The organism is Halanaerobacter jeridensis (assembly GCF_016908315.1).
Classification (GTDB): Bacteria; Bacillota; Halanaerobiia; order Halobacteroidales; family Halobacteroidaceae; genus Halanaerobacter; species Halanaerobacter jeridensis.
The window spans coordinates 76,016-91,926 of the sequence record NZ_JAFBDQ010000008.1; the positions used below are offsets into that span (position 1 = coordinate 76,016).

The window sequence follows — 15,911 nt, forward strand, 5'->3', positions numbered from 1 at the left end:
CCTTTAGCTTATCACATTATCTTCTCTAAAAATCAAAGCACTACCTAAAAATACAAACAACATATTAGGCAGCCATGCTGCAAAAAATGGAGTTAATAAACCATTTTTTCCTAAAGATTTGGATAAAGATAATAATACATAGTACACAAAAATAATCACTACGCTGATAATAATCCCTACTATGCGCCCCCGATCAGATTTAATGCTCAAAGGAGCTCCAATTAAGACAAAGATTAAACAGGCTAGTGACTGAGCTAATTTAAAATGATATTCTACTAATAATTTAGTAGTATCTAAACCGCTGTGGTTAAAAATTCTAATTCTTTCTTCTAATTCAGCCCGACTGAGTTCAGATGGTTTCTTTTGTTTATTAATCAACTCATTAATATTACGCTTTAAATCAATAGCTTTACTGCTGAATTTACCTTGTTCCTGCAGATAACCATCACTAGCTAGTTTAGAAATAATACCATTCTTTAATTTCAAGATGTCGTTCTCTACCGTACCTCGTTGAGCAGTTAATAGTTGGCTGTTTTGAAGGTCATATACTAACACATAATTGGCTTGATGCTTTCTTTTATTTAATTTTTTTATATAAAAGTATTTGTTTTGTTCGCCTTTGAAAAATAGATCTTCTTCTAAGTATGGTTTTTCTTTTTGATTAATTAAAGTATCTTTAATATTCTCATATCTCGTATTGGCCCAAGGTACTAAGCGTTCATTCAATAAATAAGTTACTCCACTAATCAATAATCCTAATATCAGTAACGGAATTAACAGTCTCCTAAAAGTGATGCCGCCCATTCTTAAAGCAGTATACTCACTATCTTTAACTAACCTACTTAAAGCTAATAAAGTAGAAAATAAGACTGACATTGATAATGTCTCTACTACAAACGACGGTAACTTATAAAACAAAAGTTGAACTACTGTTAAAATCGGCACCTTTTTAATGATGATAAAATCCGTTAATTGAAACAAGAACGTACTAATCATAATCACAGTTAGAGCAAATAATACTATAAAAAATGGTTTAATGAATTCTAGAGCTAAATACTTATCTACTATCCTTATCAACTTCAACTCCCCCTCTGCTCTACCAGACTAGAAATAATTCAAGAATTCTTCTTTAACTAATAATCCTGCACCTACTACTGCAAAAACAATATTAGGTAGCCAAGCAGCTAAGATAGGATTTAAAAGTCCATTCCCACCTAAAGAACGGCAAACAGACATAAAAATATAATATAATAAAATAGTAATAATACTAGCTATAATCCCAAACACTCTTCCTTTATCTGATTTAATACTGAGTGGGGCCCCAATTAAAACAAAAATTAAACTAGCAAAGGGAGTAGCTAACTTACGGTGGTAATCAACTACTAAAGAATTAACTTCTAAGCCGCTCTTCTTAAAAGTCTTGATATCTTTTTTAAGTTCTTTACGACTCATTTCAGAAGTAGTCTTTTGTTGACCATAAAAATTATCTAGCTTTTGATTAACATTGATTTCAAAGTTCTGAAATCCTGATTGATAAATCACCTTCCCATTTTTATCAAACTTCTGAATCTTACCCTGCTGTAAATGCCACACCTTATTCTTAAAATACCCTTTTTCGGCAGTAATCATACGGGGATATTTTTTATCTTCCTGTAATTCATAGACAATAATATCTCTTAACTCCCCACTTTTGCGATTAATTTCATTGATATATAAGTACCTATCTTCAACCCCTTTAAAGAAAACTCCCGCCTGTAAAGTAGGAATTCCATCCTGTAAAATAATCCGCCGCACTATATTTTCAGAGCGGTGATTAGTCCAAGGAACTACTTTCTCATTAATAAAATAAGTACTACCACTAATCAGAAGGGCCAAAATTAAAAACGGCAGCATAATCCGATGTAAACCAATCCCGCCCATGCGCATAGCAGTAAACTCATTATTCTTTACTAATTGCGTTAAAGATAAGATAGTTGAGAATAAGACTCCCACTCCAAAACTCTGCACCATCACATCTGGTAATTTATAAATTAATAACTTTAAAACCTTAATTGTAGCTACTTGTTTAACAATAATCATATCCATCAGTTCAAATAAAGTACTACTGATTGTAATGACTGTAATAGTAAAAATCGAAAATAAAAAAGGCTTTAAGAACTCCCATAACAAATAGCGATCAATTAGAGGTAGTTTTAATTTAGAAAGTAAACTTCTACTAGAACGCAAAACTCAACCTCCTTTGCTTTTGACTCTCTTTTTACTTTGTTTTTTACTCGTCACTCATTATATATAATTATATACTCCTCTTCCAATTCCTTCTACAAAAACAAAAAACCTTTAACCAAAATGGTTAAAGGTTTTGCTATCATTAAAATTTATTTTCAAAATTAATACCCAGAGTTAATGCAGATTCATCTGTCGCATCTACAACTCCTAAGTCAGCACTAATATGATCAGTAAATCTAAATTTAGCACCTAAATTAAGACCTTCATTATACTCACCCATTACAGTAGTTACTGGCATCTTTAGATTATTGCTTCCTGTTGAAATAGTAACTGGATTCAACACTTTACTAACTCCCACAAAAGCTTCATTATCTCCATACTCATAGCTAAACAGCCCAGCATGAGCTCTAATACCAGCAATATTAGTATTTTTACTAGCAACTAAATAATAATCACGGTCAAAAACTCCTAGTGAGACCTCTGGGCGAAATTCATTATTCTCTTCTAATAGATTTACTTTAACTGAAGGGTCAATTTCTCCATCACCATCTAGACCGTCGTTCCAGACTAAATTTGCTCCCACCTGTACTTTTTCATTCAATCCATAGCTAAATCCTACTACATCAGCATCATCAATCATATGATAACTCATACTTAAATTTTGCTGAGGTAAAATATCTGCTGTAGGAATAGTTAATAAACTATTACTCCCAAACCTATTTGCCTCCACAGCAGGTGTCACACTAAAACAGATCAATAACGCCATCACTACAACTACTTTTTTCATTATTATGCCCCCTTATTATGTTATAAGATTTTATTTACAAATTATTATAAACCTACAATCTAGACTTGGCAATGCCAAGTCTCTTCACTATTCTTCTAATTCTTCAATTCTCTTTTCCAATTTTCTAATTCTTTTTAACATTTCAGGCAATTTCTTTCTAGCTGCTTTAGTTCTTCGTTCTTGGCGGTGATCATGGGCTGGGTAACCAGAAACAAAAGACTCAGCTTCCAGGTCATGAGTTACCGTACTATTAGCGGCTACAGTAGTATTTTCACCAATTGTAATATGTCCCACAACACCACTTTTACCAGCTAGAGTAACTTTACGTTCAACTTTTGCACTGCCAGCAATACCAACTTGGGCAATAATTAAGCACTCCGGGCCAATTTCTACATTATGTGCAATATGAACTAAATTATCTATTTTAGTACTGCGGCCAATAGTAGTCGAACCCGTGGCCCCGCGATCGATAGTGACATTGGCCCCAATTTCTACATCATCTTCTATTACTACATTGCCAAACTGTGGTACTTTAACATAGCCTTCCTCTTCTTCTTCAAACCCAAATCCTTCTGAACCAATAACGGCTCCAGAATTAATTTCTACATCAGAACCAATCTGAGAACCACGTTCCACTGTTACATTAGGATATAAGATAGTGCCCTCTCCTATACTAACATCTTGACCAACATAAACGCCCGGTGCTAAAATAACTTCATCGCCAATTTGAGCTCCATCAGCAATCACAACACCGGGATGAATACTAACTTCAGAGCCTAATTGGGCAGTATCGCTAATTACAGCTTCATCAGCTATATTAAAGCTTTGATAAGGTTGAGTTGTAAATTTATGAGCAATCTTTGAAAAGGCTAATCTTGGATTTTCAACTATAATTACTGGAGTTTCTATTTCATCAGCTGCTAAATCTTCTGTAATCAAAACAGCTCCTGCATTAGCTAGGGCCAAGTCTAAATACTCTTGGTTCTGCGCAAAGCTAATTTCAGTCTTTGCTGCATTGTCTGCGCCCCCAACACCATCAATTTCTATGTTAGTGCCTTGAAGTTGACCATCAACTAATTCTGCTAGCTTCTTCAAATTATATTTCATGTTTTTCCTCCTTATGTATAACAGGAGGTTACTCCTGTTATTTGCTGCTTAAATTTTATAACTCATCAAGTACTTTTTCTGTGATATCTTCTCCGCCAAATCTTACCTCATCTTTATTCAAGACTACATCATAATCTTGATTTTGGGCTATTTTCTCTACTGCTTGGGCAATATCTTGCCTGAATTTTTCTTTTAATTTTTCTCGCAAATCATTTATTTCTTGATAAACTTCTTCTTGTTTAGTTTCTTTATCAACATCTGATAAATTATCAATCTCAGTATCATATTCCTTCCGCAATACTTCCACTTTATCATTTAACTGCTGTTGATAGTCTTTAGCTTTTTTACTTTTTTCCCACAGCTGTTCTTGGTCTACTACAGCCACTTTTAATTGCTCTACCTTAACTTTAACCTGCGGTTCACGAGCACAACCGCTAATAATACTCAATGCTACAATTACTATTATTACTAATAAACTATATTTTTTCAACCTAGTTCCCCCCAATTTGAACAACTTCTATCACTTCTGAAGTTAGGTCTACAGTATTTAGGTTCTTATGATACTCTGATAAGATGACTCTAATGTCCCAATCTTGACCTAATTGTTCAATACTTTCTTTAATATCCTGCTCACGTCGAGCTATCAAGTCTTGCTTCTTTTGCTGCAATTGTTTAATATTTCCTTCTAAATCTTTAATCTTATTCTTTACTTTTGTTGCTAATTTATTCTCAGCTGAACTTAAATTATCTTCAATATTAGAAGTTAATTTCTTTCTCTCTTCTTTTACTGCCTGGTCTAAACGCTGATTTAAATCTTCAACTGTTGTTTCTAAATCTTGATTCAACTCAACTCGTTTTTCTTTATAATCTTTTTCAGCCTTTGTTTCTAACTGTTGACGATAATTAAGCAATTCTTCTTGAATTTCTGCTTCTTTTTCCTCAATTAAATTTTTAATCTGCTGCGATTGCTGTTGTTGATGAGCAGCTATTTTTTCTTCTCTTGCTTCTTGTAATTCTTCTAATTGCTGCTGATAATCTTTTCTCTCTGTTTCAGTCAAATTATTTAAACTTAGCTTTAACTTAATATTTAGAATTTGAGAATTATAATCTTGATTCAGTTCTTCTTTATATTCATCTTTAGCCTCAGAAATTTTTTCTCTGCGAGTCTGAATTGTGGTAGTTATTTCTGCCATTAATTCTTCTTTACGAGTCTTAAATTTTTCTTTAACTCGCTGCTGTAGTTGCTGCTCATAACTATTTAATTCTTCTACTATCTGCTTTTGCTTAGTCTCTATTCGCTGTTGATATCTCTCCTTAATAGCTTCAACTCGAAGATTTAACTGTTGATTAAAACTAGATAACTGCTGCTCAGTATTTTCAGTTATAGACCTTAAATTCTCTCGTTCATTCTTTAAGTTCAATCTATAATTAATAATTTGTTTATCTAATTCTTTAATTTGCTCAGTTAAGGGATGATTAGCTTTCACTTTTGCTAACTTAACTACTCCCACTTGATTTAATCGCCGGGACTTTATCTGCTTTGCATTATTCCTTAGCTTAGCACTACTATAATTACCAATAGCGGCAATAAAAATCATAAACACAATTAATATCAATCTAAATAATCTATTTTGAAACATTATCTCACCTACCTTTATCCTGGAGTAACTCTCATCTATTCAGCACTTTTTTCTTCAACTGCTGACTGATAATCTTGATTAATCTTCTCCATTACAGCAGCAGTTAAATTACGTCCTCCATAAATTACAGCCGATTTATCTAAAACAACAGAAACTTCTTTCTTAGTAGCAACTTGATTAATTTTCTCATTAATATCTGCTAAAACATCTTCAATCAATCTCTGTTCTTGTTGACTCAATTGATCTTGATATTTCTGAAGTAGTTTCTGCCGTTCTTCTTTATCCATTGTCTTAGCTCTAGTCTTTAATTCTTCCTTTAACTTTTGCGCTTCAGTTTCCAACTTCTGTTCTGATGCCTTCTTTTGGGGATGATTCTGAAATAATTTCTGCATATCCACATAGCCAATCTGGGCAACTCCTTTTTCAACTACCTCATTTTGCTCAGCTTTAATGGGATTAGTTACAATAATTCCTAGACTCAAGATCAACAATAGTGTAAAAAACAATACTTTCTTCATTAGCAAACCCCTTTCTAAAATTTGTTACCTAAACTAATACTGAAATCAGATTTTTCCTCTAATCGACCTTCCGGTGCATAACCATAATCAAGGCCTAGTTGACCAACTGGAGTATCAAATCTAATTCCTAATCCAACAGAATAATTAAAATCATCAATACTCAAATCATCTCTTTCGAAAGCATTTCCTACATCTACAAAAGTAACACCAGTAATATTATCCCATAATTTTTTGCGATATTCAAAATTAGCTAAGAGTAAGGATTCACCTATAAAGCCATTTTCTTCTGGTATATAATCTCTAGTCCCATCACCAGTAGTATCTTGTTCTTTATAATAATCATCATTATAACCTCTTACAGCATCTAAAGATGATAGATAATAACGTTCAGTACTTGGTAAATCTCCTTCACTTGTAGCCATCTTAAAGCGTAGAGCTACACTATCTTCATCCCCCACTGGGAAATACTCTCGCCAATCTAATTTATATTTAGAATAATCAGCAGTCCCCCAAAACCCAGACTTCTGAATTGAAATTTCTTGTCTCTCGCCTGTTCTAGGGCTTAATAGATTATCTCGGGTATCCCGAATTGTCCGTAAAGTTAAACTCATTGTATTATCAGAATTACTGCCTCCATCAGAAAAATTCTCTTTAATAGTACTATAATCTAAATCTAAATAACCTTTAATATCTTCAGTCAAAGGGCGTCCAATTGTAACATTACCCCCTTCTTTACTTACATCTACATCATCTTCAGTCGTCTCATTGCGGTCATAAATATTAAAATCTAAACTAGTTTGCGTTCCAAAAGCCCAAGGCTCATAGAAACCTATTTCAAAGTTATTTCGTTCTCCCCCAAATTCCCAGTTCAAATTAACTTTTTGACCTCGACCACCTAAATTATCTTTTTCAATATTAATCATTCCTGTAAACTTTGCTGTAGAACTATAACCAACTCCAATATTGAAATTACCAGTCTTTTGTTCCTCTACTTTAATTATAACATCAACTTGCTGCGAGTCTTCCAAACGATTAAACTCAGGAATTATACTCTTAAAATAACCTAATCTATAAATATTAGTGATATCTTCTCTTAATTGTTCAACATTTAATACTTGCCCTGGCTGCGTAGTCATTTCACGAGTGATAACATATTTTTTAGTCTTTTCATTACCTTCAATTTTGATTTGATTAATATAACCTTCATTAATCGTGAGATGTAACTGATTCTTATTCTTTATTGTAACATCAGTTATACTAGCCAAGATGTATCCTTGCTCACGATAATACTCATTAACTGCTTTCATTCCTTCATTAAGTTGACTCACATTTAAAACTTTTGGCAGTTTAACTCCTAGTAATTCTTTGATTTTAGATTTAGCTAAATGATCATTACCCATTACCTTGATTTCAGTAATTTCTGGGTTCTCAATCACTTCAAAAATCAATTTAATCCCTGATTTGTACTCTTCAAATAGAACCTGCACATCAAAGAAGTAACCTAGATCAAAAATAGACTGCAAATCCTTCTGTAATTGCTGCTGGTCTAACTGAGAACCAACTGTAGTAGTCACTTCTTTTAGCACTTGCTGATCACTAATCACCTTATTTCCTTCAATTTCGATAGCAGTTATCTTTTGTCCTGCTAATTTATCTACTTTATTATTCTCTAGTTCCTGGCTTTGAGCAGCTACAACAGTTAAATTTAATAATATTAATATTAGTGCAAGATTAATTATAATTAACTTTTTATTCATAACTTTTGTCCTCCCTGCTATTATTCAAATGGAATGGAAGCTTCTAAGCCTAATTCATATTCTCCACTACTGTTATAGTTGCCTTGAATCATTAAATTATCTAATCCTTGATTAAAATAATACTCAAAGCCAATTGCTTTACTTTCTTCTAAGAAAGAATGATTATATTTAAGCATAAAATTATTAAATATATATTTACCGATTTCTACTTCAATACTGTCATTGCTTTCTAATAAAGATTTAATACGTACTTGATCTAAATCTAAAGACTGTTCAAATGATCTTTCTACCTTATAAATAACTTCTGTTTTAATACCTTGCCCAATTACTCTTCTTAATTCTGAAGTCAGTGCCTGTTCATAGTTTTTCTCTAATAGATTACCGATTCCTCCCTGACCAGTTAATAAAGCAATAATCTTCTCCTGCGATAGATTAGAATCAGAACTAAGCTGATAATTAAGCTGGTCAGCCGGACCAGTTAAGGTCAAAGTAATATCATGATAAGGGTCAGATAAGTTATTCTCATCTTCAGCAATCACTCGGTCATAAATCTCTGTAGTCGCCTCTAACTGTAAATTCGGTATATAATCATACTGACGGAAAATGGCGCGTCCTTCTTGTAATTCAAACTCCGTATTGTAATAAGTGAAACGCCCACTATTAGAGTTTAGTTCACCAATTAATCTTACTTTGCCATCAATTGTTCTTAAATTCAAAGTCCCACGTTGCACTAAAATATCAATTTGCTCATTAACTACACGTACATTACTACCTGGTTCTACTGTAATATCAATTTGTGGTTTAATCTTAGAAACTCCACCTTTAGCGCTAGGCCAATCTACAGGCAATTCAAACTGAGTGTCATAGGCTTTAATAACCCCTGTAATTTCGGGTTTAAGACCCGTTCCAGTAATCGATATATCTAAATCATTCATCCCTTGCCAGGAACCATGCTCAAAAGCTATCTGTTGCCCGTTTAACTCTAAATCATAATCGGCAGCACTTAAGCCATCTAAAGTAATACTACCGCTTCCGCTAAAGTTCCCTTCTCCATAATATCCACTAATATTTTTCAATAACAATTGATTATTAGCAAACTTAATCTCACCATTCAAATTACTAATTTTCCTGTCCAAAGTAGGATAAGCAAAACTACCTGCTACTACTTTAGCTGAACCAGATAATGTAGGTTTAGCTAGGGGACCAGTTATCTTTAAGTTAGCACTTCCTTTACCATGAGCAGATTCAATCTTAGGGATTAATAATGATAGTATTCTTAAATTACCTTCGGCTAAATTCAATTCTAAGTCAAAATCTTCGTTTTGAATAAGAGGAATTTGACCATTGGCTTCAATTACATTATCCCCTTCTCCTTCTAATCTCTGCTCTAAAATAACCTTTTTTCCGGCCACTACTTCTACACTTCCGGCTAATTTTTCATAACTTAAATTAGCTATTTCACCTGATGTTATCTTTAGCTCAGAAGTGAAATTAGGCGCTGTTAATCTACCTGTAACTCGCCCATTTAAATTTAAATTACCTCTAATCGGATAAGGAAAGAACTCAAAATTATTTAAAACACTAACATCAAATTTAGTTGCTATCAATTGCAAATCAGCATCTTTACTCCAGGAATAATCACCAATTACTTCTAGTGTACCAGTATCGTCATTATCCTCTACCAATAATTCTACATCGAATTGCGGCTGCTGCAGAGCACCATCAACTTCTATTTGACCATTAAACTGATAAGAAACATTAGTTTCAACTGCTAAGAACTGTTTTAAATAATCTGTAGTTCCAGTAGTTATATCGATACTAACATTGTCTATCTCTTGCGTTTGAGGATTAAAACTACCATTTAGCTGATATTGATTAGTAGCAGTCTGGACTGCAATATCAGTCATATAAATATTTTGCTTTCTATAATCTATTCTACCACTCAGATCTCCAATTGTTTTCTGTTCAAACTGTACCTCTTGAGCACTAAACTTAGCTGCAGCTTTAGGATTATCTAAATCACCATAAACACTACCACTAACTTCAGCACTACCAGTTAACTCTTTTAATTTATCAGTAAAATTGATATCTTCCCACACTAAGGCAGGACTACTAAAATTAAAATCTAATTCTCGTCCAATCATCGTTCCCTTCAATTCTAAACTACTATCTTTATAATTCATTTCTCCTTCTCTTAAAGTCAAACGCTGTTGTTGATAATCATAACTCAAATCTAAAGCTAAGTTATCAAAGTTCTGCTTATTTAATAGCGTTCCCTCAGTTATTTTCAAATCACTCTCTACAATCGGATTCGACAATAGAGAAGTAACTTTAGTTGTCGCCGATAAATTACCACTTAGAGTTAATTGCTCATGAATTAAAGAATCAATCTTTTCAGCCTGCAAATTATTAGTAGTAGCTATTAAGCGGGAGTATGAATCAGCAAAATTAATCACACCATGTAATTGACTCGCATATTTAGGGATTGTCACCTTGTTAAGATGTACTTCCTCTTTATTTAAGTCTAATTCAGCCTTTAATTCCCCTAAACTAATCTCTTGATATTCTATACCCAGACCATTTACTTCAGCCTTTAATTGCGGTTGGCTTAAAGTACCACTCAAAGCACCATCTAGATCTATTTGTCCGTTTAAATCTTCTAATTGATGAAATTGCTGCAATTCTTTAAGCGATAATTGATTGAGCTTTAGGTCTAAATCTACATCTCCAGCTAAACTAATAAAGCCATTAACAGTCCCGTGGCTAGTTTGGCCCTGCAATTCAGTATTATTTAAAAATAGCTTCTGCTTATTAAGCCAAAATTTACTGCTGAACTTGCGAAAGTCATAACCTTTTACAGCCCCGGATTTAACTTTTAAAGAACCAAGTATATTTAACTTTTCTTTACTTAATCCTTCACCTGAAATTATAGCCTGACCATTAACAATTCCTTTTAATCCTAACTTTGATAAAAATTCTAATTCTATATCTGCTACAGATAGATCATTAAAGTTAGTATTAATTATATAGTTAAAAGATTTATTAAGGTCTAAGGTCCCATCTAAATTAATAGTCCCTTGCTTATAATCTAAAGCTAATTGCTCTAAATTTACTACTCCACCTTTATAATATAAGTCCGCTGTTATATCTTTAATAGTTTCTTGGGCCACATTAACACGGTCCATCTGCACTGTACTTCTAATGGTAGGTTCCGCAACAGTTCCTTCAATCTGACCTTTGATATCTGCTTGTCCAGCAACATCTATATTTTGCGCTAATAACTTTTCAATAGTTGTTAATTGCAAGTCTTTAACCTCATAATTCAAATTAAGTTGCGGCTGTTGCCAGCCAAAAATACTGCCGTTAAGGCTGACAAGATTATCTTGGTAATATCCGCTTAACTCTTTTACTTTTAATCCATATTCATTGAGCCCAAAATTACCATTAATTCGATTTAAGCTTAAACCTTGATAATCAAGACTACCATTCTCTAAAAACAGATCACCATAAAAACTATTCTGAGTACTAAATTCTCCTTTAAATTTAACTTTTCCATTAACTGTTCCTGCAAGATCTAGATTCTGAGGAAAGTTTAAGTTACGTTTATTACTTAGATTATCAAGCTTTAAGTTAGAAAAATCAACTTGGCCTTGATAATCTTGTTCATTAATAATTATCTTTGTCTTAACTTTTGAAGCTAAACCTTTAATCTCTCCATCAAGAAAGATTCCCGTTCCTCCTCTTAAATCAATCACGCCATTAATTCTATTAATTTCTTCATTAAGTTCATCAGTTTTAAGATTAACTTGAGCTTCATTAATATAAATTGGGAATAATTCGCTATTATTATTTTCTTTCTTTTGTGGTGCAGAGGATAGTAAAAAATTATAATTCCACTTTTCTTTCTGAATTAAATTAATCTGGGGAGTATTAACTTCGATATCTTTAATAATCTTTAAGGGCTGGGAGTAATCGTTTACTAAAGCAATAATACTATAGCTAACAGTTAGCTCTTCACTGCGCATTAGGTCACGACCATTATTATCCTTAAGCACTACATTATCAGCAGTTATTTGATTAAAACCACTTAACCTCAACCTTTCAATCTTAATCTCTGTATTTAACCGAGACTCTAATTGACTGACGATAGAACCTTTCATCTCATTTAATATTTGATTTATATTGAAATACAGCCCCCCCAGCACCAGCACTAATAAACTAAGCCCAATAATGAATTTTTTAGACTGTAAAAGCTTTAATTGCATAATCTATCCCCCAGTCCAGAATCTCCAGTTCTTTTTTATAATATTATATTTACCTAGGTCTTGCAATGAATATTTTTAGTTACTTCTTGAACATTATGGTATACATTACCAAAGAAAAAGCTCCTCCAAAAAGAGGAGTCCTAGCAATTATTTCTTATCATCAGAACTGTTTCCAGTTTTTTTATGCTCGTTGCTAGTTGCTTTTTTATTTTTTCTCGCTTTATCTTCTGGTTCTTTATCTCTTGTCTTCACCTTAATCTGTTTTCTCACTGCTCCTTGTAAGGCATAATCAGTATTTAGAACTTCTTCTACTAAATTATTATTATAATTCTCAGGCTCTTCTGTTTCTTCTTCATTTTCCTTACTTTTATCCTCAGTTTCTCCTGCTGCTTTTGCAGTTGTTTGAGCTTGACGTGCTCCAGGAGAAAAAGCTTCTTTTAACTGTACAACTAATTGATTATTCTGTTTCTGCTCTTTATATATTTTAATTAATTCTTCTAAATCTTGAATATTATTTGTTTGAAAATTAGAGTCACCATTTTGAGAAGAAGTTAATTGTTCTAAATTAGCATTTTGGCCACTTAAGACATACAACTCTAAAGGACCTTCCTCTACTTCTTCTGGTACTTCTACTGTCACATTTTTAGTAATTAATTCTTTACGATAAGGTCTAAATTTGATTTCAGCTTCTATTTTATCACCTGCTTTAACCTCTTTAGTATTCAAGTTTACTTCTTCTAGTAAGGCTAAGCGAGGTTTTTTACTAACTTCTACTTTAATTTTAATATTAGCAAAGTTAACTTCTTTAAAGGGATTATTAGTTAATAGACTCAGCACTTGAATAAAATCCCCTAATGAATTAGCTGCAATATCATTAGAACTATAGTATAAGTTCGATCGTTTTAATTCCTGCTCAGGTAAATCATTGCTCATTATTTCTAAATCAAGTTGGGCTGTCCCAGCACCTTGGCGGTCAATTGTAGTATCTATAGCTTGCAGCAGCGCTACAGAAGATAATTGCGGTAGCAATTCTTCATCATGAATTATCTGTAAGTTATAAACTTGGCTCCGCTCTAAATTCTTATCTACTACTTCGATTTCTACCGGCACTACATTGGGAAACTTGCCCACTCTACCTGCTACACCAGCTGCTCTATCTTGAGTGATAACTCCCTTTAATCCAGCGGGAGAACCAATTTTAAAAGGCATCTTAATACTAGTTATCATCTGATGGATATAAGCTGATGATAACAAATAATTAGCATTCCCTTTAGATAAGAACGGATGACCAAATCCTAATAGCTTATTACCATCGCGATAAGTTAAAGTTCCAATTGCTGATACATTTATATCACCGCGCACTAACTGCACAGCAACAGCGCTACCAGGTTTTAAAGGAACTTCTTCAATATCTGTAGCAAGCCCTCCACTCTTCACAGGTTTAACATCAAAATCTGATAATTTATCAGCTAATCTATCTTTAGATCTACCAGTTAAACCATTGACTAACAATGGTGTTGTCACAGGCTGCGCTACTAAAGTATGTGCTTCTTTTACTTCTTCTTGAGCAGTACTAAATTTAACTTTATTATATATCTTACCACTAATTTCAATCGGCGTATCAAGCATAATTTCTTCTTCATCTTTTTCTTTTTCTAATTCAAAGATGTTTAACATTTCTTCAATTGGAGTTACCATTCCAATCTTATGATTGGCCATCTGCCAACCATAACCAATAGCTCCAATTAATTTTCCTTTAACATAAACTGGACTCCCGCTCATTCCTGAAGCGATACCACCAGTTCTTTCTATCACATCACCACTTGTTTTGACTAAGATTAAATCTTGGTCCATATTCTGATTTTCTAAAATACTGACTATTTCTACGGCAAATTCTTCAATCTTTGTTCCTTGTAAAACAGTTTTCCCTACCCCCTGCATTCCAGGTTTAATTTCTTCTAAGGGCATAATCTCTGTTTTAGCTACTACAACATTGGATAATAATAAAATAAATAGTCCCAATAGCAAAATCTTAATGCCAAACTTTCTCAAACAAATCCCATCCCTTCATTTTATTCACAAATCTCTTTTTACTTCTTTAATTGCTGATACATAGATTCAGCAATTCCTAATTCGCTTTCAAAGGCTGCCTTTTTAGCTATCTTATTATAATACATATCTTTATAAATATCTTCGCTTAAACCAGTATCTATTAGGTCAGACTTAAAACCAGCCTTATCCATCTGTTTAAACATCATACTCACAAAAATTGATTCATATTCTTGTGATAGTTTCTTTATTTTAGCATTCGTCTCCGTCTTTTCTGCTAAGTGATTTATTTCTTGCTTAGTCTGCTGTTCTTGAGCTTGAGCAGCTCGAAATTGCTGCAAAGTGGAAGCAGTACTTATCTTCATTTTATTCACCCCAATATTAAACTATTATTAATTTACATAATTTCTAAATCAGCATGTAAGGCTCCTGACTGTTTAATCGACTGCAAAATGGAAATTATATCACGCGGCTTAGCTCCTACCTTATTCAAAGCTTTAACTACATCAGAGATATTAGAACCTTTAGGCAATACCGCTAATCTATCTTGCTCTTCCTCAACATTAACATCTTGATTTTGCACCTGCTGTGGTTGTTGATTATTCTCTTCACCTTGCTGATTAGGCTGTACAACCTCATTTTCAGTAGCAATAGTGACCGTTAAATTACCATGACTAACTGAAACTTTAGATAAGCGTACATTATGGCCCATAACAATTGTACCTGTTCGCTCATTGATGACTACTTTAGCTTTTGTATCCGGTCGCACATTTAATTTTCCTAAACGAGAAACAAACTCAACTTTGCGTTTGTCATAATGGTCCGGAACTTTTACTTCTACTTGTCCTGCATCAATAGCTTTAGCATATTTATCTCCTTCGGGCGAATATCCAAAATGACTATTAATTACTTTAGCAATATTTTCTGCTGTAGTAAAATTAGGCTCATTTAGTACTAAGCTAACTCGATTATGATTACTGAACTGATTTGGTACTGTTCTCTCAATTAAAGCACCATTAGGAATTCTGCCTACCGTCGGGTGGTTTTGTCGTACTTCGTTTCCTCCTTGGCCAGCATTAAAACCACCAATCGAAACTGGACCTTGGGCTACTGCATAAACTCGGTCCCCACTAGGTCCTTCTAAAGGAGTCATCAGTAATGTACCACCCTGCAATGTATCAGCATTTCCTAATGAAGATAAAGTCACATCAATCTTATCTCCACTTTGAGCAAAAGGAGGTAATTTCGCTGTGACCATTACTGCTGCTACATTATCTAAACTCATATTTTGGGGCTCTACATCAACGCCAAATTTCTGCAGCATATTAGATACGGAACGAATAGTAAATTCATTCCCTGCACCATCACCAGTGCCTGCTAAACCAACTACTATCCCATAACCAATTAATTGATTACTACGTACTCCTTTAACCCTTGTAATATCTTTGACGCGCACTAAAGGGTCATTAGAAGTAGACTGACTAGGAGTTAAAGCTAAAGCAGTGTTGCTAAACATGACTACAAGCACTATCATCACTATTGTTTTTATCAATTTTTTCATA

General features: G+C 33.4%; 12 protein-coding genes. All 12 read right to left on the reverse strand.

Annotated features, from left to right (window positions below; all coding sequences use genetic code 11):
* Window positions 1-3: 3 nt before the first annotated feature.
* Window positions 4-1,077: an LptF/LptG family permease gene (locus tag JOC47_RS09040; RefSeq protein WP_239551036.1), complete on the reverse strand. Its 1,074-nt coding sequence runs from the start codon at window positions 1,075-1,077 to the stop codon at window positions 4-6.
* Window positions 1,078-1,104: 27 nt separating this feature from the next.
* The gene (locus JOC47_RS09045) at window positions 1,105-2,226 is read right to left on the reverse strand and encodes an LptF/LptG family permease (RefSeq protein WP_204701751.1); all 1,122 of its coding nucleotides are present in this window, start codon (window positions 2,224-2,226) and stop codon (window positions 1,105-1,107) included.
* 142 nt (window positions 2,227-2,368) lie between these two features.
* Window positions 2,369-3,013 (reverse strand): hypothetical protein, encoded by a 645-nt coding sequence (locus tag JOC47_RS09050; protein ID WP_204701752.1) that lies wholly within the window; start codon window positions 3,011-3,013, stop codon window positions 2,369-2,371.
* An 87-nt stretch (window positions 3,014-3,100) separates the two neighbouring features.
* Window positions 3,101-4,120: a UDP-3-O-(3-hydroxymyristoyl)glucosamine N-acyltransferase gene (gene lpxD / locus JOC47_RS09055; RefSeq protein WP_204701753.1), complete on the reverse strand. Its 1,020-nt coding sequence runs from the start codon at window positions 4,118-4,120 to the stop codon at window positions 3,101-3,103.
* Between the two features lie 55 nt (window positions 4,121-4,175).
* Window positions 4,176-4,610 carry an OmpH family outer membrane protein gene (locus JOC47_RS09060; RefSeq protein WP_204701754.1) on the reverse strand — a complete coding sequence of 145 codons (435 nt, stop codon included), beginning with the start codon at window positions 4,608-4,610 and terminating at the stop codon, window positions 4,176-4,178.
* A 1-nt stretch (window position 4,611) separates the two neighbouring features.
* Window positions 4,612-5,760: a coiled-coil domain-containing protein gene (locus tag JOC47_RS09065; RefSeq protein WP_204701755.1), complete on the reverse strand. Its 1,149-nt coding sequence runs from the start codon at window positions 5,758-5,760 to the stop codon at window positions 4,612-4,614.
* Window positions 5,761-5,795: 35 nt separating this feature from the next.
* Window positions 5,796-6,278, reverse strand: coding sequence for an OmpH/Skp family outer membrane protein (locus JOC47_RS09070; protein WP_204701756.1), 483 nt, complete (start codon window positions 6,276-6,278; stop codon window positions 5,796-5,798).
* Window positions 6,279-6,292: 14 nt separating this feature from the next.
* Entirely contained in the window at window positions 6,293-8,035 is a 1,743-nt protein-coding gene (locus JOC47_RS09075; RefSeq protein ID WP_204701757.1) for a BamA/OMP85 family outer membrane protein, read from the reverse strand.
* A 20-nt stretch (window positions 8,036-8,055) separates the two neighbouring features.
* A complete protein-coding gene (locus JOC47_RS09080; RefSeq protein ID WP_204701758.1) occupies window positions 8,056-12,300 on the reverse strand; it encodes a translocation/assembly module TamB domain-containing protein in 4,245 nt (1,414 codons plus the stop codon).
* Between the two features lie 147 nt (window positions 12,301-12,447).
* A complete protein-coding gene (locus JOC47_RS09085; RefSeq protein ID WP_239551037.1) occupies window positions 12,448-14,352 on the reverse strand; it encodes a SpoIVB peptidase S55 domain-containing protein in 1,905 nt (634 codons plus the stop codon).
* A 38-nt stretch (window positions 14,353-14,390) separates the two neighbouring features.
* The gene (locus JOC47_RS09090) at window positions 14,391-14,714 is read right to left on the reverse strand and encodes a rod-binding protein (RefSeq protein ID WP_204701759.1); all 324 of its coding nucleotides are present in this window, start codon (window positions 14,712-14,714) and stop codon (window positions 14,391-14,393) included.
* Between the two features lie 32 nt (window positions 14,715-14,746).
* A complete protein-coding gene (locus JOC47_RS09095; RefSeq protein ID WP_204701760.1) occupies window positions 14,747-15,910 on the reverse strand; it encodes a flagellar basal body P-ring protein FlgI in 1,164 nt (387 codons plus the stop codon).
* Between the last annotated feature and the right edge of the window lies 1 nt (window position 15,911).

Excerpts from the sequence above, each read along its gene's own strand:
- JOC47_RS09095 (WP_204701760.1), bottom strand. The coding sequence starts at position 15,910 with ATGAAAAAATTGATAAAAACAATAGTGATGATAGTGCTTGTAGTCATG.
- JOC47_RS09065 (WP_204701755.1), bottom strand. The coding sequence starts at position 5,760 with ATGTTTCAAAATAGATTATTTAGATTGATATTAATTGTGTTTATGATT.
- lpxD (WP_204701753.1), bottom strand. The coding sequence starts at position 4,120 with ATGAAATATAATTTGAAGAAGCTAGCAGAATTAGTTGATGGTCAACTT.
- JOC47_RS09080 (WP_204701758.1), bottom strand. The coding sequence starts at position 12,300 with ATGCAATTAAAGCTTTTACAGTCTAAAAAATTCATTATTGGGCTTAGT.
- JOC47_RS09070 (WP_204701756.1), bottom strand. The coding sequence starts at position 6,278 with ATGAAGAAAGTATTGTTTTTTACACTATTGTTGATCTTGAGTCTAGGA.
- JOC47_RS09075 (WP_204701757.1), bottom strand. The coding sequence starts at position 8,035 with ATGAATAAAAAGTTAATTATAATTAATCTTGCACTAATATTAATATTA.
- JOC47_RS09090 (WP_204701759.1), bottom strand. The coding sequence starts at position 14,714 with ATGAAGATAAGTACTGCTTCCACTTTGCAGCAATTTCGAGCTGCTCAA.
- JOC47_RS09050 (WP_204701752.1), bottom strand. The coding sequence starts at position 3,013 with ATGAAAAAAGTAGTTGTAGTGATGGCGTTATTGATCTGTTTTAGTGTG.